The 26,525-nt window shown below is 71.7% G+C and carries 22 protein-coding genes and 2 pseudogenes; 12 read left to right on the forward strand and 12 right to left on the reverse strand.

Annotated features, from left to right (window positions below):
• Window positions 1–99: 99 nt before the first annotated feature.
• The 3 genes from pelF (at window position 100) to ACZ6ZQ_RS11605 (ending at window position 4,059) form a co-directional block, all read left to right on the forward strand.
• Complete coding sequence (pelF, locus tag ACZ6ZQ_RS11595; RefSeq protein ID WP_469768340.1) at window positions 100–1,626, forward strand: GT4 family glycosyltransferase PelF; 1,527 nt, start codon at window positions 100–102, stop codon at window positions 1,624–1,626.
• Window positions 1,623–3,065, forward strand: a complete 1,443-nt coding sequence (locus tag ACZ6ZQ_RS11600) for a hypothetical protein (RefSeq protein ID WP_469768341.1) — start codon at window positions 1,623–1,625, stop codon at window positions 3,063–3,065. The genes pelF and ACZ6ZQ_RS11600 overlap by 4 nt, the downstream gene beginning before the upstream one ends.
• 214 nt (window positions 3,066–3,279) lie before the next feature.
• Entirely contained in the window at window positions 3,280–4,059 is a 780-nt protein-coding gene (locus ACZ6ZQ_RS11605; protein WP_469768342.1) for an endo alpha-1,4 polygalactosaminidase, read from the forward strand.
• 104 nt (window positions 4,060–4,163) lie between these two features.
• Here the strand turns inward: ACZ6ZQ_RS11605 and ACZ6ZQ_RS11610 are convergent, their stop codons facing one another.
• A complete protein-coding gene (locus ACZ6ZQ_RS11610) occupies window positions 4,164–4,952 on the reverse strand; it encodes an adenosylcobinamide-GDP ribazoletransferase (protein ID WP_469768343.1) in 789 nt (262 codons plus the stop codon).
• A gap of 68 nt (window positions 4,953–5,020) precedes the next feature.
• Here ACZ6ZQ_RS11610 and ACZ6ZQ_RS11615 point away from each other — a divergent pair, with 68 nt between their 5' ends.
• The gene (locus ACZ6ZQ_RS11615; RefSeq protein ID WP_469768344.1) at window positions 5,021–5,788 is read left to right on the forward strand and encodes a hypothetical protein; all 768 of its coding nucleotides are present in this window, start codon (window positions 5,021–5,023) and stop codon (window positions 5,786–5,788) included.
• Here the strand turns inward: ACZ6ZQ_RS11615 and ACZ6ZQ_RS11620 are convergent.
• The 4 genes and pseudogenes from ACZ6ZQ_RS11620 to ACZ6ZQ_RS11635 form a co-directional block, all read right to left on the reverse strand.
• Complete coding sequence (locus ACZ6ZQ_RS11620) at window positions 5,728–6,468, reverse strand: hypothetical protein (RefSeq protein ID WP_469768345.1); 741 nt, start codon at window positions 6,466–6,468, stop codon at window positions 5,728–5,730. The genes ACZ6ZQ_RS11615 and ACZ6ZQ_RS11620 overlap by 61 nt on opposite strands.
• Window positions 6,423–7,082: pseudogene (locus ACZ6ZQ_RS11625) on the reverse strand (phosphatidylglycerol lysyltransferase domain-containing protein); the annotation flags it as partial. The gene ACZ6ZQ_RS11620 and the pseudogene ACZ6ZQ_RS11625, both read right to left, overlap by 46 nt.
• A 159-nt stretch (window positions 7,083–7,241) precedes the next feature.
• Complete coding sequence (gene cobT / locus ACZ6ZQ_RS11630; protein WP_469768523.1) at window positions 7,242–8,300, reverse strand: nicotinate-nucleotide--dimethylbenzimidazole phosphoribosyltransferase; 1,059 nt, start codon at window positions 8,298–8,300, stop codon at window positions 7,242–7,244.
• Window positions 8,301–8,620: 320 nt separating this feature from the next.
• Window positions 8,621–9,820 carry a bifunctional adenosylcobinamide kinase/adenosylcobinamide-phosphate guanylyltransferase gene (locus ACZ6ZQ_RS11635; RefSeq protein ID WP_469768346.1) on the reverse strand — a complete coding sequence of 400 codons (1,200 nt, stop codon included), beginning with the start codon at window positions 9,818–9,820 and terminating at the stop codon, window positions 8,621–8,623.
• A gap of 140 nt (window positions 9,821–9,960) precedes the next feature.
• Here ACZ6ZQ_RS11635 and ACZ6ZQ_RS11640 point away from each other — a divergent pair, with 140 nt between their 5' ends.
• A complete protein-coding gene (locus ACZ6ZQ_RS11640; protein WP_469768347.1) occupies window positions 9,961–10,167 on the forward strand; it encodes a hypothetical protein in 207 nt (68 codons plus the stop codon).
• Between the two features lie 188 nt (window positions 10,168–10,355).
• Here ACZ6ZQ_RS11640 and ACZ6ZQ_RS11645 read toward each other — a convergent pair whose 3' ends face one another.
• From ACZ6ZQ_RS11645 to ACZ6ZQ_RS11655, 3 genes are all read right to left on the reverse strand, one after another.
• Window positions 10,356–11,444: a S1C family serine protease gene (locus tag ACZ6ZQ_RS11645; RefSeq protein ID WP_469768348.1), complete on the reverse strand. Its 1,089-nt coding sequence runs from the start codon at window positions 11,442–11,444 to the stop codon at window positions 10,356–10,358.
• 164 nt (window positions 11,445–11,608) lie between these two features.
• On the reverse strand, window positions 11,609–12,400 hold the full coding sequence (locus ACZ6ZQ_RS11650; RefSeq protein ID WP_469768349.1) for a class I SAM-dependent methyltransferase: 792 nt from the start codon (window positions 12,398–12,400) through the stop codon (window positions 11,609–11,611).
• Window positions 12,401–12,450: 50 nt separating this feature from the next.
• Window positions 12,451–13,047 (reverse strand): DUF3043 domain-containing protein, encoded by a 597-nt coding sequence (locus tag ACZ6ZQ_RS11655; RefSeq protein WP_469768350.1) that lies wholly within the window; start codon window positions 13,045–13,047, stop codon window positions 12,451–12,453.
• A gap of 346 nt (window positions 13,048–13,393) precedes the next feature.
• Between ACZ6ZQ_RS11655 and ACZ6ZQ_RS11660 the strand changes: the two genes are divergently transcribed.
• The 5 genes and pseudogenes from ACZ6ZQ_RS11660 (at window position 13,394) to ACZ6ZQ_RS11680 (ending at window position 19,965) form a co-directional block, all read left to right on the forward strand.
• A complete protein-coding gene (locus ACZ6ZQ_RS11660; RefSeq protein ID WP_453666088.1) occupies window positions 13,394–14,170 on the forward strand; it encodes a PspA/IM30 family protein in 777 nt (258 codons plus the stop codon).
• A 12-nt stretch (window positions 14,171–14,182) separates the two neighbouring features.
• Window positions 14,183–14,461 carry a PspA-associated protein PspAA gene (pspAA, locus tag ACZ6ZQ_RS11665; RefSeq protein ID WP_469768351.1) on the forward strand — a complete coding sequence of 93 codons (279 nt, stop codon included), beginning with the start codon at window positions 14,183–14,185 and terminating at the stop codon, window positions 14,459–14,461.
• A gap of 261 nt (window positions 14,462–14,722) precedes the next feature.
• Window positions 14,723–15,967, forward strand: a complete 1,245-nt coding sequence (locus ACZ6ZQ_RS11670; RefSeq protein ID WP_469768352.1) for a sensor histidine kinase — start codon at window positions 14,723–14,725, stop codon at window positions 15,965–15,967.
• Window positions 15,964–16,650 carry a response regulator gene (locus ACZ6ZQ_RS11675; protein WP_469768353.1) on the forward strand — a complete coding sequence of 229 codons (687 nt, stop codon included), beginning with the start codon at window positions 15,964–15,966 and terminating at the stop codon, window positions 16,648–16,650. The genes ACZ6ZQ_RS11670 and ACZ6ZQ_RS11675 overlap by 4 nt, the downstream gene beginning before the upstream one ends.
• Window positions 16,651–16,798: 148 nt before the next feature.
• Window positions 16,799–19,965, forward strand: a pseudogene (locus tag ACZ6ZQ_RS11680) (efflux RND transporter permease subunit).
• Between the two features lie 132 nt (window positions 19,966–20,097).
• On the opposite strand, the gene nadA reads toward ACZ6ZQ_RS11680, so the two are convergent.
• Window positions 20,098–21,276, reverse strand: a complete 1,179-nt coding sequence (nadA, locus tag ACZ6ZQ_RS11685; RefSeq protein ID WP_469768354.1) for a quinolinate synthase NadA — start codon at window positions 21,274–21,276, stop codon at window positions 20,098–20,100.
• Between the two features lie 313 nt (window positions 21,277–21,589).
• Between nadA and erpA the strand changes: the two genes are divergently transcribed.
• Window positions 21,590–21,946 (forward strand): iron-sulfur cluster insertion protein ErpA, encoded by a 357-nt coding sequence (erpA, locus tag ACZ6ZQ_RS11690; RefSeq protein WP_016639588.1) that lies wholly within the window; start codon window positions 21,590–21,592, stop codon window positions 21,944–21,946.
• A 68-nt stretch (window positions 21,947–22,014) separates the two neighbouring features.
• Here erpA and ACZ6ZQ_RS11695 read toward each other — a convergent pair whose 3' ends face one another.
• Window positions 22,015–23,538, reverse strand: a complete 1,524-nt coding sequence (locus ACZ6ZQ_RS11695; RefSeq protein ID WP_469768355.1) for a hypothetical protein — start codon at window positions 23,536–23,538, stop codon at window positions 22,015–22,017.
• Between the two features lie 78 nt (window positions 23,539–23,616).
• Window positions 23,617–23,823: a hypothetical protein gene (locus tag ACZ6ZQ_RS11700; protein ID WP_469768356.1), complete on the reverse strand. Its 207-nt coding sequence runs from the start codon at window positions 23,821–23,823 to the stop codon at window positions 23,617–23,619.
• A gap of 133 nt (window positions 23,824–23,956) precedes the next feature.
• Between ACZ6ZQ_RS11700 and ACZ6ZQ_RS11705 the strand changes: the two genes are divergently transcribed.
• Window positions 23,957–24,931, forward strand: coding sequence for a carbohydrate kinase family protein (locus ACZ6ZQ_RS11705; protein WP_469768357.1), 975 nt, complete (start codon window positions 23,957–23,959; stop codon window positions 24,929–24,931).
• 115 nt (window positions 24,932–25,046) lie between these two features.
• Here ACZ6ZQ_RS11705 and ACZ6ZQ_RS11710 read toward each other — a convergent pair whose 3' ends face one another.
• Window positions 25,047–26,411: an aminotransferase class V-fold PLP-dependent enzyme gene (locus ACZ6ZQ_RS11710; RefSeq protein WP_469768358.1), complete on the reverse strand. Its 1,365-nt coding sequence runs from the start codon at window positions 26,409–26,411 to the stop codon at window positions 25,047–25,049.
• Between the last annotated feature and the right edge of the window lie 114 nt (window positions 26,412–26,525).

Genomic DNA, 26,525 nt, shown 5'->3' on the forward strand with positions numbered 1-26,525 from the left:
CCCGGCCGGCCGCGGCCGACCGGGGTGCGTCGCCCGCGCGGACACCCGGGCACCGACCACATGCACGCGCACCACGCACGTCCAGGGGGACGCAGCACCATGAGCCAGGGACGTCATGTCGCCATGCTCACCGAAGGCACGTATCCGCACGTCCACGGCGGCGTCAGCACCTGGTGCGACCAGCTCGTCCGGGGAATGCCCGAGGTCGGGTTCACCGTCACCGCCCTCACCGGCAGCGGCCGGGAGCCCGTCACCTGGGAGCTGCCGTCCAACGTCCGCGGACACACCGTCGTACCGCTGTGGGGGCCACGGCCCGGCCGCGCCCGCGCCCCGCGCGGAGCCGTCCGCCGCCGCTTCCTCGACACGTACGAGCGCTTCCTGCTGTCGATACTCGACACGGACGCCCACGACGACTTCGGCACCGGGCTGGACGCGCTCGCCGTGGAGGCCCGCGCGGGCCGGCTCTGCGCCGCCCTGCGCACCGAGGCCGCCATCCGCACCCTGATGCGGCTGTGGACCCTGCCGCATCTGCCGACCGCCGCGGCCCGCCCCACCGTCCACGACGCCCTGACGGCCACCGATCTGCTGGAGCACGCGCTGCGACCGCTCGCCGTGCGCATCCCCGAGGACAGCGTCGCCCACGCCGTCAGCAGCGGTCTCGCCACACTTCCCGCGCTCGCCGCCCAGCGCCTGGACGGAGTGCCCTTCCTCCTCACCGAACACGGCATCTATCTGCGCGAGCGCTATCTCGGCTACCGCAGCGAGGCGCAGCGCTGGCCGGTCAAGGCGCTGATGCTCGGCTTCTACCGCGAACTCAACACCCTCGGATACGGGCGCGCCGATCTGATCACCCCGTGCAACCAGTACAACCGCCGCTGGGAGGAGCGCGGCGGTGCCCCCGCCCACAAGATCCGCACGGTCTACAACGGCGTCGATCCACACGCCTTCCCGCACGCCGGAGCCGAACCGTCCGTGCCCACCCTCAGCTGGGCGGGCCGGATCGACCCGATCAAGGACCTGGAGACGCTGATCCGGGCATACGCCCTGGCCCGCGCCGAACTGCCCGATCTGCGGCTGCGGTTGTTCGGCGCGGCACCGGCGGGCGGGGAGTGGTACGCCACCCGGCTGGAGAAGCTCGCCGCCGATCTGGGCGTCGCCGACGGGATCGGCTGGGAGGGCCGGGTCAGCGATGTCGCCCGGGCCTATGCCGCCGGGCATGTAGTGGTGCTCTCCAGCATCAGCGAGGGCTTCCCGTTCTCGATCATCGAGGCGATGTCCTGCGGCCGGACCACCGTCTCCACCGATGTGGGCGGGGTCCGCGAGGCCGTCGGCGACACCGGACTCGTGGTGCCGCCCCGCGAGCCGGAGGCACTGGCCGCGGCGGCCCTGGAGCTGCTGCGGGACGGGGAGCGCCGGGCGGAGCTGGGCCGCCGCGCCCGGCAGCGGGTCATCGACCGGTTCACCCTGAGGCGTTCCGTGGACGCCTTCCGGCAGATCTACCGGGAGCTGGCCGGAATGCCGGGCGCGGTGTACGAGCCGCCGCTCGCCGAGGCCGTCGACGACTGGACCGTTGAGCTGAGGGATCCCTGGTACCGGGAGCTCGCGGCGGACGGGAGCGCCTGGTGAGCGGCTCGATGTGGCTGAGGAAGCCCGGGGCCGGCGTTCATGACCCGCTGCCGTCCGTACCGGGGCAGCAGCGCCGCCCCGACCGGGCAGCCGCTGACCCGATCGGCGAACTCGCCGAGCGGCTGGAGGACTTCGTAGCGGCGGCCGTCCACCCCGACGAGATAGCGGCGCTGCTGGAGTCCGACGGACTGACGGACGAGCAGATACGTCTGCGCTACGGCCGCGAGGGCTCGTTCGCGCTCGCCGAGGAGCTGTACGTGCGCGTCGAGCGCCGCTTCCCGGAACCGGCCGGGTCACCCGTCGGCCCGGCGGGTTCGGGACTCCTCGCCTGTCTGCTGCGCGGCCTGATCTTCACGCTGCCCGGGCTGGGATACGTCCTGGGCGCCCCGCTCCTCGCGGGCGGGCGCGCGGCGTACGGGCTGCCCGCCGGGGTGCTGCCCCTGCTGGCGGGTGCGCTGGCGGGCTGGACCTGGAACCAGGCCCTCGCCCATCGGGCCTACTCCTGGCTGGGCCTCGGCGACCGCGCCGCGGCAGCCCGGGCGCTGCTCCTGGGCGCACCTGCGGGCGCGCTGCTCGGCGCGGCCGCGGCGCTGGCCGCCGCGGGCCCCGGCGACGGCCCCGCGATCGTCTTCGCGGTGGGCCAGTCGCTCCACCTCTCGGCGGCGACGGTGCTGCTGGTGCTGTCCCGCGACCGTGCGCTGCTACTGGCGCTCGTGCCCCTGGCGGGCGGAGCGCTGCTCGCCGCCCTGCACCCGATGCCCACCTGGGCGCACATCGCCCTGCCGCTGGCCTCGGCCACCGCCGCGGTGACCCTGGCCGCGGCGGCGGTGGCGGAGGTGCTCCGGCCGGCGCCGTCCCGTGCGGTCCGGGTCCGGGGCGTGGGCGGGGCCGGGGCAGGCGGGGCGCCCCGGCTCGGCGCTTCGCTGCCGTATGCCCTCTTCGGGCTCGCGACCGGCGTTCTGGTCCTCCATGTCGTCCTGGACAGTCCGCCGTTCGCCGTCGCGCTGACGCTCAGCATGGGGCCCGCCGAATGGCTGCTGCACCGGTTCCGGGCCGACAGCCTCGCGGGGTTGCGGGCCTGCAGGTCGCCGCGCGGCTTCCGGGCGGCCGTCGCGGGGAGCCTGGCACGGTGCCTCGCCGGCTATCTGGGCGCTGTGCTGACGTTCGCGGCGGTCGCCGTGCTCATGTGGCCGGGTGGCGGCCGGGGACCCGGCGGCACCGCGCTCACCGGTGTGCTGCTGCTCGGCGTCGTGGTGTGGACCGGGCTGCTGCTGCAGGCGTTCGGCGCGGCGCTCGGCGCGGCCGTGGTGTGCTGCGTGGCCGCTCTCGCCGCGGCCCTGGTCCCGGGCGTGGAGCTGCTCCTCGCGTCGGCGGCCGCGGCCGCCGTGCTGGCCGTACTGGTCTGTGTTCTGCTGGGCAGGGCCACCGCCCACCGCTGAGGAGTTCGCGCGCATGAGCCTGTCGGAGCGCCCTCTGCGAGCGCCGGCTGCACGGGCCCGGGCCACCGCCGAGCCCGACGCGTGGCGGCCCGGGCGACGCCCCCGATCCGGCGTACGCGGAACCCGCCGATCTCCCGGTCACGTCCTCACCTGCAGGGGACACCTGTTGCAGCCTCGACGTCCCGTCCCCGCGTCACACCCTGGAGCCCGGCACATGAGACGCCTCCTACTGCTTCTGAGCCTGGTGCTGCTCGCTGGCTGCACCGCCGCCCCGGACGATCCGGCCCCGCCGCGCACCCTCTGGCAGCCGAAGCCCGGCATCGAGTGGCAGTGGCAGCTCAGCGGCCGTGTCGACCCGTCCGTCGAGGTCCCCGTGTACGACATCGACGGCTTCGACCACCCCGGGTCCGCGGTCACCGATCTCCACCGGCGCGGCCGCAAGGTCATCTGCTATCTCTCCACCGGCGCCTGGGAGGACTTCCGTCCGGACGCGGAGGACTTTCCCAAGGCCCTGCTCGGCAAGGGCAACGGCTGGGAGGGCGAGCGCTGGCTCGACATCCGCCGCACGGACGTCCTGGAGCCCCTGATGGCCAAACGCATCGACATGTGCAGGGAGAAAGGCTTCGACGCGGTCGAGCCGGACAACATGGACGGCTACCGCAACGACACGGGCTTCCCCCTCACCGCCGCCGACCAGCTCCGCTACAACCGGCTGGTCGCCCGGCTGGTCCACGACCGGGGCATGGCCGTCGGCCTGAAGAACGATCTGGACCAGATTCCCGAGCTCGTACGGGACTTCGACTTCGCGGTCAACGAACAGTGCGCCCAGTACGGCGAATGCGCGCGGCTGACCCCGTTCGTCCAAGCGGGCAAGGCGGTGTTCCACGTCGAGTACGAGCTGCCGACAGACCGCTTCTGCCCCGAGGCGCGGCGGCTGGGGCTGAGCTCGATGCTGAAGAAGTACGAGCTGGGGGTGTGGCGCGAGGCCTGCTAGGGAGTGTCCTCGAAGCAGCGTCGTGCGCCCGAAGAGCGTCGTCCGCCCGAAGGACAGACGGGACTTCGAGGACACGCCCGAGGGCTTGCTGATCCGGTCGGCCGTCAGCCCAACGTGAGGGCGACCAACGCCACCGTCCCCGCAGTCTCCGCGACCGCCCCGAACACATCGCCCGTCACGCCGCCGAAGCGCCGTACGCAGTGCCGCAGCAGCAGTTGGGCGGCGGCCGACGCTGCCACCACGGCGAGGGCGTACCGGAGCATCCCGTACGGGCCGAAGAGCGCCCCCGCTCCCGCGGCGGCCGCGGTGACGAGGGCGGTCACTGCCCACGCACGGCCTACGGGGACGGTGGAGGCGACCGCCGCGCCGAGGCCTTCCGGGCGGGCCGCGGGGACGCCCGCGCGGGAGGCGACGGTGAGGGCGAGACGGGCCACGACGCCCGCGCACGCCGCCGCCACCGCGCCGTACGCCCAGCCGTCCGCGTACAGCTCGTAGAGCGCCGCGACCTGTGCCAGCAGCACGAAGACCAGCGTGATCACACCGAACGGCCCGATGTCCGACTGCTTCATGATCCGCAGCGCGTCCTCGGCGGGCTTGCCGCTGCCCAGGCCGTCGGCGGTGTCGGCGAGGCCGTCGAGGTGGAGTCCCCGGGTGAGGACGGCGGGTACGGCCGCGGAGCCGGTCGCGGCGAGCAGCGGGCCCGCGCCCAGCAGGAGCAGCAGTCCGCCGACGGCCGCCGCGCACAGGCCGACGACGAGTCCGGCGAGCGGGGCGCAGAGCATTCCCGCTCGCGCCGCGTCACGGTCCCATCGGGTGACGCGCACCGGCAGCACAGTGAGGGTGCCGAAGGCGAACCGTATTCCGGCGGGGCCGTCTGTCTTCAAGGAGCTCACCGCGCGCAGGGTAGTCGGTGCGCTCCGACGGTAAATTGCGCATGACGGACAAAACAGGAGCGGGTGGCATGGGTCACTGGTTTTACCGCAACATCGTGGAGCCGGGAAAGCTCCCGCTGCTGCTCGCGCTGGCCTCCTTCGTCCTGACCTTCCTGATCACCCGGACGGTCACCCGGCTGATCAGGGCCGGGAAGGGGCCGTTCCGGAACGTCCGCTCCGGCGGTCTCCACATCCACCATGTGGTGCCCGGGATCGTCCTCACCGTGACCGGCGGCTTCGGGGCGGTCGCCAGCAGCGAGCAGACCGGGGCCGGCACCATCACCTTCGCGGTGATCTTCGGCATCGGTGCCGGACTCGTCCTGGACGAGTTCGCGCTGATCCTCCATCTCGACGACGTCTACTGGACCGAGGCGGGCCGCAAGAGCGTCGAGGTCGTGGTGCTCACCGCGGCCCTGCTGCTGCTCACCCTCGGCGGATTCGCGCCGCTCGGCGTCAACGACATCACCGAGGAGGAGCGCGACGACCGCCGGGTCTTCCTGCTCACCCTCGCCATCAACTTCGGCTTCGTCCTGATCGCCCTCCTCAAGGGCAAGCTGCGGATGGCGATCATCGGCATGCTGGTTCCGTTCGTCGCGCTCATCGGCGCGGTCCGGCTGGCCAGACCCGCCTCGCCCTGGGCCAGACACCTCTACCGGCGCCGCCCGCGTTCCCGGGCGCGGGCGTTCCTGCGCGCCTTCCACCGGGACAGACGCTGGAGCGGGCCACGCCGCAAGCTTCAGGACCTGATCGGCGGCGCACCGGACCGGCTGCCGGCGCGGGACGCCGACCAACGGTGAAACCCGGCGGAGACCGCGCACACCACCAGCACGCCGCAGATGGCCGCCAGATGCTCCTTGCCCGCGAGATTGTTCTTGACCAGCACCTCGACGACCATCGCGACGATCACCAGGCTCATCGTGATCCAGGCCCGGTAGCGGTAGCAGACATAGATCGCGAGACCCACCACCGCCGCCGACGGGCCGGTGTCCACGACCTGGGCGTCGGTGGCCGCCAGGCCCAGCGGATGATCCGGGCCGACCGCGATGGCGACCCGCGCGAACATCGTCCCGGCCAGCGTCGCCGCGTACGCGATCGCCAGGGTCCGCCACCGGCCCAGGCAGATCTCGGCGATGCCGAACACCAGCAGGATCTGCACCAGTGCGCCCCACACCGGCAGATCGAGCGCGGGTACGAAAAGGGAGAGCGGGGTACGGAGCAGCGCGAGCGACAGGGGGTCCTCGGCCCGCAGCGAGCCGATGTTCTGCACCGGCTGGAAGCCCCAGGACTGGTTCTGCACGAGCTGGCACAGCGCGGTGAGGCAGACCGCGGCGAGCGTCATCGGGACCGCCCGCCACGTGTTCGTCATGAGCGCCGCCCGCACGGTCGTGTACAGGGGCCCCCACTCCCGCCGCGCGAAGGCGCGCGGCGCGCTCACCGCGTTCCCCGCTTGCTCTCCAGATGCTTGCGGTGGAGCCATGTGGGCGGGCCCGGGGCTTCCGGCAAGCCCTCGGCGCGGCCGACGGCGATGCCGATGCGCAGGAGATCGGCGCCCTTTTCGAAGAGCATGAAACGCGGCTCCCAGATGGGTCGGTACTTGGCGTCGGCGCGGTACAGCGACTCGATCTGCCACCAGCGGGAGAAGAAGCTGAGGAGCGAGCGCCACAGCCTCGGCACGGGTCCCGCGCCGAACCCCGAGCCACGTTCGAAGACCGGCCTGAACATCGCGAAGTTCAGTGGGGCCTGAGTGATCCCGATCTCGTGCGCGCGCTGCGGCAGCTGGATGGCCATGAACGCCGGGAGGCCGTTCCCGGCGTCCCGGTCCCGGTCCCGGTCCCGGTCCCGGTGCACGAGATCGAGGGAGAGCCCCTTCGGACCGCATGGATCGAAGCTCGGCAACGCCTGCAACTTGCCCCGCGCGTCCGTGCGTTCGAGCATCACGCAGCGCCCGTCGGCCGGGTCGCCGAGGCGGCCCGGCGCCATGGAGAATCCACGCCCGGTGGCGCCGTCGCGCCGGTCGGCCTCCTCGCTCGCGCCGATCACGGCGGGGATCCGGCCGTGCTGGCGGGCCTCGGCCGGCCAGGGTGCGATCGAAGTCCCGCGCTGCGGCGCGACCGTACGGTCGCGCGGGTGGAGTCCTCGACTGACAAGGCGCACAAACGGACCTCTCTTATGAAACGCGATCATATGGGGCATCGCGTGACATGGAGGGTGCGTGCGGCCGGTCGTCCGAGCCGGCCGCGCGCGGCTGTGTCAGTCCGATTCGCCCTCGTTCTCGGTACGCAAAGGCAGTTCTGCGGCGAGCGCGGCCGATGCCTGCACGAGGGGGAGAGCGAGCAATGCCCCGGTTCCTTCCCCGACAGTGACGCCGTGGTCGAGGAGAGGGTTGAGCGCCATCCGGTCGAGTGCCTTCGTCTGCGCCGGCTCGCCGCTCACCTGGCCCGCGAGCCACCAGTCGGGAGCACGGAACGCGGCCCGCTGCGCCACCAGCGCACACGCCGCCGATACGACACCGTCCAGGATCACCGGCATCCGGCGCACCGCGGACTGCAGCAGAAAGCCCGTGGTCGCGGCCAGATCCGCGCCGCCCACGGTCGTCAGCAGCGCCAGCTGGTCGCCCAGCACGGGCCGGGCGCGGCGCAGCGCGTCACGGATCGCCGCGCACTTGCGCATCCACGCCAGGTCGTCGATGCCGGCGCCGCCGCGGCCCGTCACCACCGAGGCGTCCGTCCCGCACAGCGCGGCGATCAGCGCGGCCGCGGGAGTCGTACCGCCGACACTCAGGTCGCCCAGCACCACCAGGTCGGTGCCGGAGTCGGCCTCCTGGTCCGCGACCGCCATCCCGAGGCGTACCGCCTGCTCGGCCTCCTCGGTGGTGAGCGCGTCCTCCACGTCGATACGTCCGCTGCCGCGGCGCACCCGGTGGCGTACGACGTCCTCCGGCAGCAGCGCCGGATCGCAGTCCAGCCCCGCGTCGACGATCCGCACCGGCACGTCCATCCGCCGGGCCAGCACCGCGACCGGGCTCGCACCCTCCAGCACGGCCCGCACCAGCTCGTGCGCGGTCCCCGCGGGCCGTCCCGACACGCCCAGCTCCGCGACCCCGTGATCACCCGCGAACAGCACCACCCGCGGCTGCTCGACAGCCCTCACCGGCACGGCTCCCTGCGCGGCCGACAGCCACTCACCCAGCTCGTCCAGCCGCCCCAGCGCCCCGGGCGGTACAGCCAGCCGCTCCCGGCGTTCCTCGGCATCGCGCCGCATGCCGTTGTCGGGGCGCTCGATCAGGTCGGAGAAGTCGTCGAGATTCAGCGAGCTCATTCGCCGAACAGTACCGGCCGTTGGTGCCCTTGCCCCCGCCAGGTCGCCCGTCGGGGACCGTCTGTCGCGACCGCCTGCCGGGCGACTGCGCGCGAGGGCCCGCGGGCCTCGGGCGAGCCCTGGGCGGTGGGCGAGCCCGGTCGTCCACCACGCGCCCGCGGCCGTCGCGCTGCAGTTGCCGGGCGCGCCCTCTCTTCGGTCGGCACGACCTTCGGTCGGCGGACCTTCGGCCGGTGAGCGAGCACGTTGCGGTGGCTTTGCCGCGGCCGACCGCGGCGGGGCGGGGGCCGGAAGTGCGCAGCACCCCCACATCACCTCAGCGGTAGCGCCTGTCCCGCCACCACCAGCAGTACGTGCTCGCACTCCGCCGCGAACGCTGCGTTCAGCCGCCCCAGTTCGTCACGGAAGCGGCGGCCGGACGGGGTCGCCGGGACGACACCCGCGCCGACCTCGTTCGTGACGGCGACGACCGTGCGCTGCGTGGCGCGCAGGGCCGTGACGAGAGCGGACGTGCGGGCGTGCAGGGCGTCGCGGCCACCGGCCGCCCACCGCTCGTCGTCCCACGCGCCGACCTGGTCCATCGCGTCGGTCAGCCACAGCGCCAGACAGTCGACGAGCAGCGGCGGGCCGTTCTCGGCGAGCAGCGGAACGAGGTCGCACGTCTCGACCGTGCGCCACGTGCCCGGCCGGCGTTCGCGGTGGTCCTCGACCCGGGCCGCCCACTCCGGGTCGTCCCCGCGCGTGCCGCCCGTCGCCACGTACAGCACCTCCGGGAACGTCTCCAGCCGCCGCTCCGCCTCCAGCGACTTCCCCGACCGCGCACCGCCGGTCACCAGCGTGCGCCGCGGCACGTCAGGTACCGCGTGGTATTCGCCGACGTACAGCGTCGTGCCGTCCGGCACCGCCCGTGCCCCGGCCGCCGCCAGCCGCCGGTCCAGCTCGGCGCCCGGCGGCACATCGTGGTCGATGTGGACGGCGACGACATCCGTCGTGGCGCCGACCGCCCCCGCCGCCCGCAGCTTCGCCAGCCCGTCGGGCCGCCCGACGACATCGGCGACCACCATGTCGTACGGCAGCGGATCGCCGTCGATCGTCCCTGCCACCGCCCCGCCCGGCGGCAGGTACAGCAGCCGCTTGCCCTCCGGCGACGTCACCTCGTACCCCGTACCCGGCGAGTCCATCGCCACCGCACGCACCCGGTGCCCGCTGATCAGTGTCAGCTCCTGCCCGTCCGGCACCCGCCCGGCCGTCGGCAGTCCTGCGGGCAGTTCCAGCGCCGGCCCGGCGTGCGGGTGAGTCAGCAGCACCTGCCGTACGCCGACGAGCGAGTGCCCGGCACGGGCGGCGGCCAGCGCTGCCCCGGGTGTCAGGTCGAGCAACAGCGCGCTGTCGACGAGCAGGGCGGTCGCGGCGCGCGTCCGGGCGCCGCGGGAGGCGGCGCAGACGGCGCAGGGACAGTCGGGGCGGGGGAGGCCGGTGGGGGCCCCGGTACCGAGGAGAGTCAGTTCCACGGTCACGATCCTCCCGCGTCGCCGCCGGCGGTGCGCGCCCGGCTACGCTGCGGGCAGCAAAGCGATCAGCAAAGCGATCAGCAAAGCGATCAGCCAACCGATCAGCTAAACGATCAGCCGGCAGGACCTGGGAGGCGCACATGGCGTGGACGTGGCGGTTCGAGAAGTCCGACGGGACGGAAGTCCAGCCGTCCGTACAGCCGGAGGAATTCAGCACGCAGGGAGACGCGGAGTCCTGGATCGGCGAGGTCTGGCGGGACCTCGTGGAGGGCGGCGCGGACCAGGTGTTCCTGTTCGAGGACGGGAGCAAGATCTACGGGCCGATGAGTCTGCACGCCGAGAGCTGAGCCTCCGCGCGCTCTGCGCGAGGACTGCGCCCGCGGACCGGGCTGAGCTGAGCCGGGCCGGTCCGCGGGCGCAGTCCTGTCCGCTGCTGCGTCGGCGGCGGGGGCTCGTCCGCCGTACCGCCCGAGGGGCGCCGGACACCGTCCCGTCGCGCCCGCCCGTCCTCTCTGCCCGTCGCGCCCGTCCGTCCTCAGATCTCTCCGAGCGTGACCTCGGCAGTCGCCCGCTTCCCCGCGCGCTCGTACGTCACCGTCACCTCGTCGCCCGGCTTCCTCGGCGCCAGCGCCTCCGCCAGAGAGGTGATCGTCGTGATCTCGTCATCGTCGATCCTGACGATGATGTCGCCCGATCTGATACCCGCCCGGTCCGCGGCGCCGCCCTTCGTCACCTCGACCACAGCGACACCCGACGGCCGGTAGTCGTTGGTGAGGACGGTCCGGCCCGTGATGTCGAGCGCGGACCGCCCCGAGTCGGTGACCCTGCCGTGCTTGATGATCTGGTCGGCGACCGTGCGCACCAGCGACACCGGGATGGCGAAGCCGATCCCCGGCGCCGCACCGCCCCCCAGGGCCGGGTCGGCCGCGGCCAGCGTCGGGATCCCGATCACCTCGCTGTCCAGATTGACCAGCGCGCCCCCGCTGTTGCCGGAGTTGATCGCGGCGGAGGTCTGCACCATGTTGCCGATCGTGGCGCCGGTGCCGTCGCCCTGCTCGCTCTCGCTCACCGTACGGCCGACTCCGGAGACGATGCCCTGGGTGACGCTGCTGGAGAGGCCGAGCGGGGAACCCATCGCCAGCACGATATGGCCCACCTCGACCGCGGCCGAGTCGCCGAACTTCGCAGGCACCAGCCCCGGCGGGCGGCTGCCCAGTTTGATCACGGCCAGGTCCTGCTCCGGATACGTGCCGACCAGTCCGGCGGCGACGGCCTGATTGCCGGTGGCGACGGTGACCTTGAAGTCCTTCTCGCCGCCGACCACATGGGCGTTGGTGACGATGTGCCCCTTGGCGTCGTAGACGATCCCGGAGGCCAGGCCGTCGCCGGACTCGATCTGGACGACGGACGGCAGCACGTTCTTGATCACGGTCCGGTAGGCGGACTCGAGGTCCCTCTCGGCGCCGGGGGGCCTGACGGCCGGGGCCGCGGCCTGTGTCGTGGCCTCGGGCTCCACGGGCGGGCGGCCACCGGAACAACCGCCGGCCGCAGCGACCGCACAGATCACCGCCAGCCAGGCCACGACGAGCGGGCCCGCGCGAGTGCGGCAAAGGGATCCGTCCATGGTCGGAGTGTCCCTTTCGGGACAGTCTCGCGGCCTGTTATGAACCCCCGATCAGGGTGAGGCGTCATGGCGCCGACAACGACGGAGGCCCTTACGGCCGACCCGAACGGGTGAAGATCGCGCCGAACGAGCACGGGCCCCCGCCGCCCCGGACCTGCCAAGCCCTAGGAGGTGTCTTGCGGATCGCGCCGGGCTGATCCAGAAGACAGCCCTTGGCCCCGCACCCCGCACAAGTGCAGCAGCGCCGCCACCGACCGGTACGGATCCGTCCGCCCCGCCCGGTCCTCCGCCGCCAGCAGCCGCTCCAGCTCCTCGGCCGGCGGCAGCTCCGCCTCGTTCGCGACACCGTCCGTGAAGACCCGTACGCCGTACCACGCGTGCAGCGGCGCCGCGATCCCCGCGAGGGTCGCCGTGAGCGCCGCGAGGCGGTCGGCGCGGACCGGGAGCCCGAGCCGGTTGGTGTACGCGTCCGTGTCGAAGGCGGTCAGTGACGTCTGCCAGTCACCGGCGAGACCGGGCCGCATGGCCAGCGCGTCCGCGTTCCGTACGAGCAGGGACAGCAGGCCGCCGGGCGCCAGCATCCGCGCCAGGCCCGCGAGCATCGCGTCGCGCTCCTCGACGTACATCAGCACGCCGTGGCACAACACCACATCGAACGCACCGGGCAGGAAGTGCACCCCGGTGTCCCGGCCGTCGCCCTCGATCATCCGGAAGCGCTCGCGGATGCCCTCGGGCTCGGTCGCCAGCGTCTCGCGGGCCACCTTCAGCATCTCGGCGTCGGACTCCAGACCGGTCACCGAGTGCCCGGCCCGTGCCAGGCGCAGCGCCTGGGTCCCCTGTCCCATGCCGACGTCGAGGATCCGCAGTCGCTGCCCGACCGGGAAACGTCCGGCTATCTGCTCGTCGAGCTGACGCGCGACAAGCTCCTGTCGGACGGTGTTGCGCAGCCCGCCCAAGCCCTTCAGCCAGGCCGCCGCGCCGCCACCGAAACCGGAGACGTCCGCGCTCAGGGCCGCTCTCCGCGCTTGACCTGGGGCTTGGGCAGCCGCAGCCGACGCATCTGGAGCGTGCGCATCAGGCCGTAGGCCACGGCGCCGCGCTTCGGCTCGTCCGGGAACCGCTCGTTCAGCTGCTTCTTCAGGCGCAGCCAGATGCCGATCGAGTCAATGACGATCATCACGATGACACCGAGCCACAGCAGCAGAGCGATGTTCTGCAGCTTGGGCACGCGGATCATGGTGAGCACCAGGATCACCACGGCGAGCGGCAGGAAGAACTCCGCGACGCAGAAGCGCGAGTCGACGAAGTCGCGCACGAAACGGCGCACCGGACCCTTGTCACGGGCCGGGAGATAGCGCTCGTCGCCGCCGGCCAGCGCCTCGCGCTGCTTGGTCAGGTCGGCTCGGCGTGCCTCGCGCTGGCGGCGCATGGCCTCCTTGCGGTCGGCCGGAGCCGTCTGCGCACGGCGGCGCTGGGTCTGGGCCTCACTCCGCTTCGGGGTCGGGCGGCCCTTGGGGGCCTCGGGATCGCGGGGCTGCTTGGTAAGGTCCGCCGTCACCTTGCCGGTGGGGGCCTTCTCTGCGTTGGAACGGCTACGGAACACAAAAGCCAAGGGTACGGGGTGCCGCGCAGAGACCCCAGCCCCCGGGGGAACGATCCGGCAACGGCGAGCGTCTGTACGGGGCAGAAGCAGGCAGAGCAGCTGAAGTACAGGCACGGGACAGACGCAGAACAGACGCAGAAGCGGCGCAGACCGGGACAGCCGACGATTTCTCCTGAAGGTCACCTACTCCTTGCGCCGGATCCGAGCCGTGGACAGGTCGTTCTTGGGGATGAGCGCATCCGCGCCCGAACAGTGCGGTAATGGATGCAGGGCCCGTACTGTGGGTTCTGGAGTAGCTGGAGCCACGTCCGTCAGAAGGGGGCGCGCGAAGCCCATGAGCGGTGTCATGAAGCGTATGGGGATGATCTTCCGCGCGAAGGCAAACAAGGCCCTTGACCGGGCCGAGGATCCGCGCGAGACCCTCGATTACTCGTATCAGAAGCAGCTGGAGCTGCTGCAGAAGGTGCGCCGTGGCGTCGCCGATGTGGCGACCTCCCGCAAGCGGCTGGAGCTGCAGCTGAACCAGCTCCAGGGTCAGTCCTCGAAGCTGGAGGACCAGGGCCGCAAGGCGCTGGCGCTCGGCCGTGAGGACCTGGCGCGCGAGGCGCTGTCCCGCCGCGCCGCGCTCCAGCAACAGGTCACCGACCTGGAGACGCAGCACCAGACGCTGCAGGGCGAGGAGGAGAAGCTCACGCTCGCCGCCCAGCGGCTGCAGGCCAAGGTCGACGCCTTCCGTACGAAGAAGGAGACCATCAAGGCCACGTACACGGCGGCGCAGGCGCAGACCCGGATCGGTGAGGCCTTCTCGGGCATCTCCGAGGAGATGGGCGACGTCGGCCTGGCGATCCAGCGCGCCGAGGACAAGACGGCGCAGCTCCAGGCCCGCGCCGGCGCGATCGACGAACTGCTCGCCTCCGGTGCCCTGGACGACCCGACCGGGATGGCGAAGGACGACATCGCGGCGGAGCTGGACCGGATCTCCGGCGGCACGGACGTCGAGCTCGAGCTGCAGCGCATGAAGGCCGAGCTGGCGGGCGGCAGCACCCCGCAGCAGGCCATCGAGGGCGGCAACGGCTCGGCGCAGGACCAGGCTCAGACCCAGCACAAGTTCGACAAGCAGTAGGGACGGCGCGTCATGATCGTACGGATCATGGGGGAGGGCCAGTGGACCGTGGCGGACAGCCATTTCGTCGAGCTGAACAAGCTGGACGACGAGCTGCTCGCCGAGATGGAGTCGGGTGACAAGGAAGGCTTCCGCCGTACCCTCTGCGCCCTGCTCGACGCGGTCCGCCGCTTCGGCGCACCGCTCGCGGACGACGCCCTGGAGCCGTCCGAGCTGATCCTGCCCTCCCCGGACGCGTCGCTCGACGAGGTCCGGGCGATGCTCAGCGACGACGGCCTCATCCCGGGCTGACGCCCGGACCCCGGCACCCGGTCCCACGGCCCGCGCCCGGACACCCTCCGGCCGCGGGCCGTCGCAGGCCCGGCACCGGGCGCGCACATCAAGCCCGTAAGCCCGGCCGAGAATCCTTCACGCCGTAGGGCGTAGGGCGAGTTCGAGGCCGGACACTCCGGCTCACCCGGCGGTACCGGGCACACATCGAGCCGGCCCCAAGGGCATACCGGCGGTGCGGGGGCGGAGCCTCCGGTCGTGAACCCCGTACCGTTGCTTGTCGTGACCGCACCTCTGACCGGCAGCACCAGGCTCGCTCGGACCCGTGACTGGCTGCGCGCGCATCCGCTCGCGCTGGACGCCGCCCTCGCGTCCGGCGTACTCGTCTGCATGGTCATCGCGTCGTTCGCCGATCCGCACGGGCCGCACGGGCCGACCTTCGGCACCCGTACCCCCGAGCCGCGCAGTGTGCTGCTGATGCTGGTCGCGGCGGGCGCCCTGGTGTTCCGGCGGAGCCGGCCGATGGCCGTGCTGGCCGTCACCGGGGCGGTGTCCGTCGTGGAGCTCGTGACGGGTGATCCGCCCGCCCCCGTCGTGATGTCGTCCGTGATCGCCCTCTACACGGTCGCGTCCCGCACCGACCGCCCCACCACCTGGCGGCTCGGCCTGCTGATGATGACCGTGCTGACCGGGTCCGCGATGCTCTTCGGCTCGGCTCCCTGGTACAGCCAGGAGAACCTCGGCGTGTTCGCCTGGACCGGAATGGCGGCCGCCGCGGGTGATGCCGTGCGCAGCCGGCGCGCGTTCATCGACGCCATGCGGGAGCGCGCCGAACGGGCCGAGCGGACCCGGGACGAGGAGGCCCGCCGCCGGGTCGCCGAGGAGCGGCTGCGGATCGCCCGCGACCTCCACGACGTGGTCGCCCATCACATCGCGCTCGTCAATGTGCAGGCCGGAGTCGCCGCCCACGTCATGGACAAGCGCCCCGACCAGGCCAAGGAGGCGCTCGCCCACGTACGCGAGGCGAGCCGCTCGGCGCTGAACGAGCTGCGCGCCACCGTCGGTCTGCTGCGGCAGTCCGGTGACCCGGAGGCGCCCACCGAGCCGGCCCCCGGCCTCGCCGTGGTCGACGAGCTGCTGAACACCTTCCGCAATGCCGGGCTGCCGGTCGAGCTGGCCCGCACCGATCACGGCACCGAGCTTCCCGCCGCCGTCGACCTCGCGGCGTACCGGATCATCCAGGAGGCGCTGACCAATGTGCAGAAGCACGCGGGCGACGAGGCCAAGGCCGAGGTGAGCGTCGTACGCGTGGGCAGGCGGGTGGAGGTCACGGTGCTGGACAACGGAGTGCCGGACACCCCCGGAAGCGCGGACAGCGGCAACGGCGACGGCGGCCACGGGCTCATCGGCATGCGCGAACGGGTCACGGCGCTCGGCGGCACCCTCACTGCGGGCCCCCGCTACGGAGGCGGCTTCCGTGTGCAGGCGATACTGCCGGTCAACGCCCACGCGGAGGGGGAGGCATGACGATCAGGGTGCTGCTCGCCGATGACCAGGCACTGCTGCGCAGCGCGTTCAAGGTGCTGGTGAACTCCGAGCCCGACATGGAGGTCGTGGGGGAGGCGGCCGACGGGGCGGAGGCCGTGGAGCTGGCCCGCTCGGCACAGGCGGACGTCGTCCTCATGGACATCCGCATGCCCGGTACGGACGGACTCGCCGCCACCCGGATGATCAGCGCCGACCCCGGGCTCGCCGCCGTGCGGGTCGTGATGCTCACGACCTTCGAGGTGGACGAGTACGTCGTGCAGTCGCTGCGCGCCGGGGCGTCCGGGTTCCTCGGCAAGGGGGCGGAACCGGACGAACTGCTCAACGCCATTCGTATCGCCGCAGCCGGTGAGGCGCTGCTCTCGCCCGTCGCGACCAAGGGTCTCATCGCCAAGTTCCTCGCCCAGGGCGGCAGTTCGGAGAGCGGCCAGGAGTCGGAGGCGTACTCGGAACGGCTCGCCGCCCTCACCGTCCGCGAGCGCGAGGTGCTCGTACTCGTCGCCGGCGGTCACTCCAATGATGAGATCGCGGAGCGGCTGGAGGTCAGCCCGCTCACCGTCAAGACCCATGTGAACCGGGCGATGGCGAAACTCGGAGCCCGGGACCGTGCTCAATTGGTGGTTATTGCATACGAATCGGGCCTGGTACGTCCAAGGGTGGAGTAAGTCTCCACCCCGGCGTACTCCAGGCGCGGTATGCGGGGGATAAGGATCTGGACCTGGGGCCTAGGGATCCACCCTCTCGAATGGCCGATCGTATAGAGGGGCATCTGACCCTGCCCTCCTCCTGCGTAAGCCACAGAAGAGAGACCCCATGTCCTGGCTGTCCAGATTCAGCCTCGCGCAAAGGGCCCTGATAGGGCTGATGTCGATCGTCGCGATCGTCTTCGGAGCGATCGCCATCCCGCAGCTCAAGCAGCAGCTGCTGCCCTCCATCGAACTGCCGATGGTGTCGGTGCTGGCCCCTTATCAGGGCGCGTCCCCCGATGTGGTCGAGAAGCAGGTCGTCGAACCGCTCGAGAACACCATCAAGGCCGTCGACGGCATCAAGGGCGTCACGTCCACGGCGAGCGAGGGCAACGCCGTGATCATGGCCACGTTCGACTACGGGGACGAGGGCACCAAGCAGCTCGTCGCCGACGTCCAGCAGGCCGTGAACCGCGCCCGCGTCCAGCTCCCCGACGACGTCGACCCGCAGGTGGTCGCCGGCTCCACCGACGACATCCCGACCGTCGTCCTCGCCGTCAGCTCCGACAAGGACCAGCAGGCCCTCGCCGACCAGCTGGAGCGGACCGTCGTCCCGGCCCTCGAGGACATCGAGGGCGTCGGCCAGGTCACCGTCGACGGCGTCCAGGACCTCCAGGTCTCCGTCACCCCGGACGACAAGAAGCTCGCCGCGGCCGGGCTGAACACCATGGCCCTGTCCGAGGCGCTCAAGGCGGGCGGCGCGACGATCCCCGCGGGCTCCTTCTCCGAGGCGGGCAACAGCCGCACCGTCCAGGTCGGCGGCGGCTTCACCTCGCTGAAGCAGATCGAGGACCTGCGGATCGCGCCCCAGCAGCAGGCGGGCCGGCCGGAGGGCGATGGCGGCAAGCCCGTCCGCCTCGGCGACGTCGCCACCGTGAAGCAGGAGGAGTCGCAGCGCGTCTCCATCACCCGCACGAACGGCAGGCCCAGCCTCGCCGTCATGGCCACGATGGACAAGGACGGCAGTGCCGTCGCCATCTCCGACGCGGTCAAGGAGAAGCTGCCCGAGCTCCGCAAGGACCTCGGCTCCGGCGCCGCGCTGTCCGTCGTCTCCGACCAGGGCCCGGCCGTCTCCAAGTCGATCTCCGGCCTGACGACGGAGGGCGCGCTCGGGCTGCTCTTCGCCGTCATCGTCATCCTGGTCTTCCTGGCCTCGATCCGCTCGACGCTCGTCACCGCGGTCTCCATCCCGCTGTCCGTCGTGCTCGCGCTGATCGTGCTGTGGACCCGCGACCTGTCGCTCAACATGCTGACGCTGGGCGCGCTCACCATCGCCGTCGGCCGCGTCGTCGACGACTCGATCGTGGTCCTGGAGAACATCAAGCGTCACCTCGGCTACGGCGAGGAGCGCCAGGCCGCGATCCTCAACGCCGTACGCGAAGTGGCGGGCGCCGTCACCTCCTCGACGCTGACCACGGTCGCCGTCTTCCTGCCGATCGGCCTCGTCGGCGGCATGGTCGGTGAGCTGTTCGGCTCGTTCTCGCTGACGATCACCGCGGCGCTGCTGGCCTCGCTCCTGGTCTCCCTCACGGTCGTCCCCGTCCTGTCGTACTGGTTCCTGCGTGCCCCCAAGGCCGTACGGGGCATCGACCCGGACGAGGCGCGCCGCAAGGCGGAGGAGAAGGAAGCGCACAGCCGGCTGCAGCGGATGTACGTCCCGGTGCTGCGCTTCGCGACCCGCCGCCGTATCACCAGCATCGTGCTCACGTGTTCGTCGTGCTCTTCGGCACCTTCGGCATGGCCCCGCTCCTGAAGACGAACTTCTTCGACCAGGGCGAGCAGGAGGTCATGTCCGTCAAGCAGGAGCTGAAGCCGGGCACCAGCCTGGAAGCGGCCGACGCCTCCGCGAAGAAGATCGAGAAGGTCCTCGACGGGATCGAGGAGATCAAGGACTACCAGGTCACCGTCGGCTCCTCCGGCTTCATGGCGGCCTTCGGCGGCGGCACCGGCGCCAACCAGGCCTCGTACCAGCTGACCCTCAAGGACTCGGCGTCGTACGAGAAGGCGCGCGACCGCATCGACGAGGAGCTGGGCAAGCTCGACGGCATCGGCGACACGACGATTGCGGCGGGCGACGGCTTCGGCAACCAGGACCTCAGCGTCGTGGTGAAGGCCGCCGACGCGGACACCCTGCGTACGGCGTCCGAGCAGGTACGGGACGAGGTCGCGAAGCTCGACGACGTCACCGACGTACAGAGCGACCTGTCCCAGTCCGTGCCGCGGATCTCCGTCAAGGGCAACGCGAAGGCGGCGGAGGCGGGCTTCAACGACACCACGCTCGGCCTCGCCGTCGCCCAGGCGGTGCGCGGTACACCTGCGGCCAAGGCGATCCTCGGCGACTCCGAGCGCGATGTCGTCATCACCTCGGCCAAGCCGGCGAAGACGATGGCCGAGCTGAAGAAGCTGCCTCTGGGACCGGTGAAGCTCGGCGACATCGCCGAGGTGAAGCTGGTGCCCGGTCCGGTCACGATGACCCGGATCGACGGCGCGCGCGCCGCGACGATCTCGGCGAAGCCGACCAGTGACAACACCGGCGCGGTGAGCTCCGCGCTGCAGTCGAAGATCAATGCGCTGGACCTGCCCGAGGGCGCGACGGCGTCGATCGGCGGCGTCGGGCAGGATCAGGAGGAGGCCTTCGGCTCGCTGGGCCTGGCGATGCTCGCGGCGATCGCGATCGTCTTCATGCTGCTCGTCGCCACGTTCAAGTCCCTGGTCCAGCCGCTCATCCTGCTCGTCTCCATTCCCTTCGCCGCGACGGGCGCGATCGGCCTGCTGGTGGCCACCGGCACGCCGATGGGTGTCCCCGCGATGATCGGCATGCTGATGCTGATCGGCATCGTGGTCACCAACGCGATCGTGCTGATCGACCTCATCAACCAGTACCGGGCCCAGGGCCTGGGCGTGGTCGAGGCGGTCATCGAGGGCGGCCGCCACCGTCTGCGCCCGATCCTGATGACGGCTCTGGCGACGATCTTCGCGCTGCTGCCGATGGCGGCGGGCGTCACCGGCGAGGGCGGCTTCATCGGCCAGCCGCTGGCGATCGTGGTGATCGGCGGTCTGTTCAGCTCGACCCTGCTCACGCTTCTGCTGGTCCCGACGCTCTACGCGATGATCGAACTCCGCAAGGAGCGTCGCGCGAAGAAGAAGGCGGCGAAGCGGGCGAAGAAGACGGGTGCCACCCCGCCGGCCCCCGCGCCGTCGGACGACCCCGACCCCCAGCCGGTCAACGCGTAACCGCCTCCGGCGCGCCGCCCGGTACCGGGATCACCGGTACCGGGCGGCTGCCGCCCAGGTCGCCGGTACGGCTGTGCCCCGTACTCCCGGCAGGGGGTACGGGGCACAGGGGGTCCCGGGGGCAGTGCCCTGTTACGGAAGCGCCAGCATCCGCTCGAGCGCCAGCTTCGCGAAGCTCTCCGTCTCGCGGTCGACCTGGATCTGGTTGACCAGGTTGCCCTCCGCCAGAGACTCCAGCGCCCACACCAGGTGCGGCAGGTCGATGCGGTTCATCGTGGAGCAGAAGCAGACCGTCTTGTCGAGGAAGACGATCTCCTTGCCCTCGTCCGCGAAACGATTCGCCAGACGGCGCACCAGGTTCAGCTCGGTGCCGATCGCCCACTTCGAGCCGGCCGGGGCCGCCTCCAGCGCCTTGATGATGTACTCCGTCGAGCCCACGTGGTCCGCCGCGGCGACGACCTCGTGCTTGCACTCGGGGTGGACCAGCACGTTCACGCCCGGGATGCGCTCGCGGACGTCGTTCACGGAGTCCAGCGAGAAGCGGCCGTGCACGGAGCAGTGGCCCCGCCACAGGATCATCTTGGCGGCGCGCAGCTCCTCCGCCGTCAGCCCGCCGTTCGGCTTGTGCGGGTTGTAGACGACGCAGTCGTCCAGCGACATCCCCATGTCGCGGACCGCGGTGTTCCGTCCGAGGTGCTGGTCCGGCAGGAAGAGGACCTTCTCGCCCTGCTCGAAGGCCCAGTCCAGGGCTCGCTTCGCGTTCGACGACGTACAGATCGTGCCGCCGTGCTTGCCGGTGAAGGCCTTGATGTCGGCGGAGGAGTTCATGTACGAGACCGGGACGGTCACGTCCGCGACGCCGGCGTCGGTGAGGACGTCCCAGCACTCCGCGACCTGCTCCGCCGTCGCCATGTCGGCCATCGAGCAGCCGGCCGCGAGGTCGGGGAGGACGACCTTCTGGTCGTCGGAGGTGAGGATGTCCGCCGACTCGGCCATGAAGTGCACACCGCAGAAGACGATGTACTCGGCCTCCGGGCGGGCCGCCGCGTCCTTGGCGAGCTTGAAGGAGTCGCCGGTGACGTCCGCGAACTGGATGACCTCGTCGCGCTGGTAGTGGTGGCCGAGCACGAAGACCTTGTTCCCGAGCTTCTCCTTCGCCGCGCGGGCGCGCTCCACCAGGTCCGGATCGGACGGGGAGGGGAGATCTCCGGGACACTCGACGCCGCGCTCGCTCTTCGGGTCGGCCTCGCGGCCGAGCAGCAGCAGGGCGAGCGGCGTCGGCTGGACATCCAGGGGTTGGGCGGTGGTCACGTCACGCACCCTTTCTGTTTCTCTAGCGATTCAGCGCGGCGATAGCCGCCCCAGTGGAGCCGGGGCTCGTACCGGGAAGCCTTTTCGTCTGTTTGACGCTATCTATCATAACTGGTTCACGTCAGTTTGACGATGGCCATTGTGTCGATGTGACGCAATTCCCGGACACCCGGCCGTCCACAGGCCGGTGCCCTCACGGGAGCGCATGTGCGAGCATGAAAGGGAAAGACTAGGGCTCGCCCGGAATGAATCCCGGGCCCCGCCGGTTGCAACCGTCGGCAAGCAGTCTCCGTACAACCCGGGAGAGAAGCAGATGTCCGTATCGGACGAGACCACCACCGTGAGCGACGGCATCCTCCTGTCCGACGCCGCCGCGGCCAAGGTCAAGGCCCTGCTGGACCAGGAAGGCCGGGACGACCTGGCGCTGCGCGTCGCCGTTCAGCCCGGCGGCTGCTCCGGCCTGCGCTACCAGCTCTTCTTCGACGAGCGCTCGCTCGACGGCGATGTCGTCAAGGAGTTCGACGGCGTCAAGGTCGTCACCGACCGTATGAGCGCTCCGTACCTGGGCGGCGCCTCGATCGACTTCGTGGACACGATCGAGAAGCAGGGCTTCACGATCGACAATCCGAACGCGACGGGTTCGTGCGCCTGCGGCGACTCCTTCAGCTAAGCCGCTGACAACGCCGGAGGGCGGCGGCCCGGTCCCGGGCCGCCGCCCTCCGGCGTGTCTGCGGTCGCTCACTTGCGGGGCACGGCGTCCCCGCTCTCGACATCGATGACGGTGCGGTCACCCAGCGGCTTGTCCAGGGTCACCTTCTCCGTCAGCTCCTTGGCGATCATGATGCAGACACGCTCCGGGTCGGGCCTCGATTCGATGATCTTCACCTTCACCTGCGTGCTGCTCTCCTCCGCCGCTGCCGAGTAGTCGCTGCACACTCCGCCCCAGAAACGCAGGGTGAGCGTCCGCCCGTCCTTCGACACGGCGTACGACTCGACGCCTCGTACGGTCGTCTCCGGGAGTTTCGTCGGGTCCGGCGACGGCGGCTGCGTACCGGTCGGCTCAGGCGCGGGAGTCGCAGGAGGCACGGGCTTCAGATACTCCGGCGCCACCGCGGGGTGCGTGATCGTGAACGGACGGGCACCGCCCTTCGGCTCCACGTCGAACAGCCAGGACGGCACCAGCGCGGACCGGCCGTCCACCGAGTGCACCGCGAGCCCGAAGACCGCCTTCGTGATCGTCATCTGCTGGGGTCCGCCGGAAGCGCCCTTGGGCTCGCACGGCGCGGCCGGCTTCTCCTGGCCCTCCAGCGGCGCCGGCGTCGCACAGCCGCCGATGTCGACCCGGGCATTGCCCCGACCGGCCTCGTTCAGCCGCTTCAGCGTCTCCTCCGCGCCGATGACCGGATACTCCGCGCCCTTCAGCGGCTTCTTCAGCTGCCCGCTGCCGCCGACGACCAGACCGTCGCCGCCCACCTGGATGCCGGTCGACCAGCCGTACGTCGGCAGTCCGCCGACCAGCGGATCGGCGTTCACCACGCGGATCGCGCCCATCGTCTGGCTCGCGTCCAGCGAGGCGTCGCTCTGGCCCACGGCCGCCAGCACCGGAGCGGCGGCCTTCTTCGCGGCCTCCTCGCTCACCGTCTGCGTGCCGCCGATCGCCGGCAGCGCGTCCGGGACCGGGCCGTCCGGGACCTGCCCACCCGACGGGCAGGGCTTCCCCTTGAGACAGTTGTCACCCTTGGGCAGGCCGAACTGGGTGAACGTCCACGTCCCCGGCGCCTGCCGGTTCACCTGGAGCAGCGGCCCGCCGCCGTCCTTCTCCGCGCCGATCTTCCAAACGGTCCCGACCAGCCGCGGTGTGCCAGGCACTCCCAGCGCCCCGGCCAGCCGGGTCACCTCCGCCGCGCCGACCGTCCCGTCCGCCCGGTACACCGGAGCCGCCTCGGGACCGTCCGGCAGCTCGCCCGTGACCCGGTACACCACACCGTTCGGATCGGGCTCGCCCGGCGCGATGCCCGTGGGCGGCCCGCTCTCCGTATAGCCGTCGAGCGCCAGCACCGGAGGATTGCGGTCGGCGCCCGGCACGTCGCGGCCGCCGTCGGACGCCGTCATGGCGAAGTACGCACCACCGCCCCCGGCGATCAGCACCGCCGCGGCCACCGAGGCGACAACCAGCGGCGACCGCCGCCTGCGCGGGGTGCCGGTGCCGTCGGGGCCGTCGGGGCCGTCGGCACTCTTCCGGGGCCGCTCTGTACTGCTCACCGCATCGCTCCTTCGGGACCCGTAACGGGGGACACCCCTGGGACGGAGCGGGCGAGCGTGCGGTTCCCGCCTGCGGCGTCAGTCGCCGTACACGGACATCGCTCCGACCAGGCGGGCGGAGGCGGGGGGAACCACCACGCCATGGATCAGCGACGGTGGCACGGGGGCGGAAGCGGCGACCGGCGGTACGGCCCAGTGGGGCGCCATCCGTGCGCTGTCCCCGCGCAGCTCGGCCAGGCTGATTTCGGTTTCCCGCAGCTCGCGCGGGGCGATGTGCTTCGGCATACGGGCACCGTACGCATCGTTGCGTGACGGAAAAAAGACCTACTATCGGGTAGTTTCCGACTACGAGGCGGCTCCCGGGAACCGGTAGCGTTAACTGTCAACGCTCGCCGCCTCCCTCCAGGAGCACCTCGCCGTGCGAATCGCAGTCACCGGCTCCATCGCCACCGACCACCTCATGACCTTCCCCGGCCGCTTCGCCGACCAGCTGGTCGCGGACCAGCTGCACACGGTCTCCCTCTCCTTCCTGGTCGACAACCTCGACGTGCGCAGAGGAGGGGTCGGCGCCAACATCTGCTTCGGTATGGGCCAGCTCGGCACCCGCCCCATCCTGGTCGGGGCGGCCGGCTCCGACTTCGACGAGTACCGCGCCTGGCTGGACCGGCACGGGGTCGACACGTCGTCGGTACGGATCTCCGAGGTACTGCACACCGCGCGCTTCGTCTGCACGACCGACGCGGACCACAACCAGATCGGCTCCTTCTACACGGGCGCCATGAGCGAGGCCCGGCAGATCGAGCTGAAGGCGGTCGCGGACCGGGTCGGCGGTCTCGACCTGGTGCTGATCGGCGCCGACGACCCCGAGGCGATGCTGCGGCACACCGAGGAGTGCCGGTCCCGGGGCATCCCGTTCGCCGCGGACTTCTCGCAGCAGATCGCCCGGATGAACGGGGACGAGATCCGGATACTGCTGGACGGGGCGACCTACCTCTTCTCCAACGAGTACGAGAAGGGCCTCATCGAGTCCAAGACCGGCTGGACCGACGAGGAGATCCTCGGTCGCGTCGGCCACCGGGTCACCACGCTCGGCTCCCGCGGGGTGCGTATCGAGAGGAAGGGCGAGTCCGTCATCGAGGTCGGCTGCCCGGAGGAGGACTCCAAGGTCGACCCGACGGGCGTCGGCGACGCGTTCCGCGCGGGCTTCCTGTCGGGTCTGTCGTGGGGCGTCGGCCTGGAGTGCGCGGCGCAGGTCGGCTGCATGCTCGCGACGCTGGTCATCGAAACCCTGGGCACCCAGGAGTACACGCTGCGCCGCGCCCACTTCATGGACCGCTTCACCAAGGCCTACGGCCACGACGCGGCGGCGGAGGTCCGGGCGCACCTGTCGTAGGGACCGGCCCGGGTGTCCGTCCCCATGCGCCGGGGCTCTGGTGGAGTCCTCGGCGCATGGGGCGCGGGGTCCGGGGCGGGGCTCCGGCGGGATCCCGGGCGGGCGGCGCCCCGGTTCAGGACCGCCTCCGCACCACGTACGCGGTGCCCCGCACCGCCGGGTGCTCACCCTCGTAGTCCTGGCCCCGCATCTCGCACCACGCGGGGATGTCGAGGCGCGCGGCCTCGTCGTCGGAGACGACCGTGACCGTGCCGCCCACCGGGACGTCGCCGATGACCTTGGCCAGCTCGATGACGGGGATGGGGCACCGCTTGCCCAGGGCGTCCACGACGAGGGAGGCCTGCCCGGTGGAGGCCGCGGGCGGGACCGGAGCGTCGAGGCGGCGGCGGACGTCGGCGACGACTCCCGGCAGGACCTCCAGGAAGCGGTCCACCTCCTCGTCCGTCGTGCCGGTCGGCAGGGACACCCGCACGTTGCCCTCGCTGAGGACCCCCATCGCCCGCAGGACATGGCTCGGAGTCAGCGTCGAGCTCGTGCACGACGAACCCGACGAAACGGAAAACCCGGCCCGGTCCAGATCGTGCAGCACGGTCTCTCCGTCGACATAGAGACAGGAGAACGTGACGAGATGGGGGAGCCGGCGCACCGGATCGCCGACCACCTCGACGTCCGGCACCAGCTCCGGGACCCGGGCGCGGATCCGGTCCACCAGCACCGTCAGCCGCCGCGCCTCCTCCGCCGCCGTGTCCCGCACCGCTCGCAGGGACGCCGCGGCCGCCACGATCGCCGGGATGTTCTCGAAGCCGGGCGCGCGGCCCGACTCCCGTTCGTCCGCGGGGTCTTGGGGGGCGAACCGGACGCCCTTGCGGACCGCGAGGAGTCCGACGCCCGCCGGGCCGCCCCATTTGTGGGCGCTCGCGGTCAGCAGGGACCAGCCCGCGGCGACCGGTCCCCACCCCAGCGACTGCGCCGCGTCGACGAGCAGCGGCACCCCGGCCGTCCGGCACGCCTCGGCCACTTCGGCGACCGGCTGCTCGGTGCCCACCTCGTGGTTCGCGGACTGCAGACAGGCCAGCGCGGTGTCCTCGCGCAGAGCCTGAGCGAACTCGCCCGGCGACACCGCGCCCGCGCGGTCCACCGGCACCTCGGTGACCGGCAGGCCCTCCGCCGCGTGCAGCACCGCGGAGTGCTCGACCGCCGACACGACCAGGTGACGCCCGACACGGCGGCGCCCCGCCAGTGCGCCCGAGATGCCCGTATGAATGGCGCGTGTCCCCGATGAGGTGAAAACGAGCTCGTCGGGACGGCACCCGACGGCATCCGCCGCCGCCTCCCGAGCCGCGTCCAGCAGCATCCGTGCCCGCCGCCCCTCGCGGTACAGGCGGGCGGGGTCCGCCCACCCCTCGTCGAGGGCGGCCTGGAGGGCCTGCCGGGCGACCGGGTGCAGCGGAGCCGAGGAGGCGGCGTCGAAGTAGGGCACGTTTCCACGTTAGGCCCTGTCCGGTGGATCTTGCCGGGCCCGTGACTGGATCTTGGTGGGTCCGCGACCCGATCCGCCGGACACGGTCCTGACGCCGCGCTCCGGAGAGGGTGT

The organism is Streptomyces sp. NPDC053673 (assembly GCF_055585225.1).

Excerpts from the sequence above, each read along its gene's own strand:
- ACZ6ZQ_RS11675 (WP_469768353.1), top strand. The coding sequence starts at position 15,964 with ATGACGATCAGGGTGCTGCTCGCCGATGACCAGGCACTGCTGCGCAGC.
- ACZ6ZQ_RS11615 (WP_469768344.1), top strand. The coding sequence starts at position 5,021 with ATGGGTCACTGGTTTTACCGCAACATCGTGGAGCCGGGAAAGCTCCCG.
- ACZ6ZQ_RS11700 (WP_469768356.1), bottom strand. The coding sequence starts at position 23,823 with ATGCCGAAGCACATCGCCCCGCGCGAGCTGCGGGAAACCGAAATCAGC.
- pspAA (WP_469768351.1), top strand. The coding sequence starts at position 14,183 with ATGATCGTACGGATCATGGGGGAGGGCCAGTGGACCGTGGCGGACAGC.
- ACZ6ZQ_RS11640 (WP_469768347.1), top strand. The coding sequence starts at position 9,961 with ATGGCGTGGACGTGGCGGTTCGAGAAGTCCGACGGGACGGAAGTCCAG.
- pelF (WP_469768340.1), top strand. The coding sequence starts at position 100 with ATGAGCCAGGGACGTCATGTCGCCATGCTCACCGAAGGCACGTATCCG.
- ACZ6ZQ_RS11620 (WP_469768345.1), bottom strand. The coding sequence starts at position 6,468 with ATGGCTCCACCGCAAGCATCTGGAGAGCAAGCGGGGAACGCGGTGAGC.
- ACZ6ZQ_RS11660 (WP_453666088.1), top strand. The coding sequence starts at position 13,394 with ATGAAGCGTATGGGGATGATCTTCCGCGCGAAGGCAAACAAGGCCCTT.
- erpA (WP_016639588.1), top strand. The coding sequence starts at position 21,590 with ATGTCCGTATCGGACGAGACCACCACCGTGAGCGACGGCATCCTCCTG.
- ACZ6ZQ_RS11605 (WP_469768342.1), top strand. The coding sequence starts at position 3,280 with ATGAGACGCCTCCTACTGCTTCTGAGCCTGGTGCTGCTCGCTGGCTGC.
- ACZ6ZQ_RS11645 (WP_469768348.1), bottom strand. The coding sequence starts at position 11,444 with ATGGACGGATCCCTTTGCCGCACTCGCGCGGGCCCGCTCGTCGTGGCC.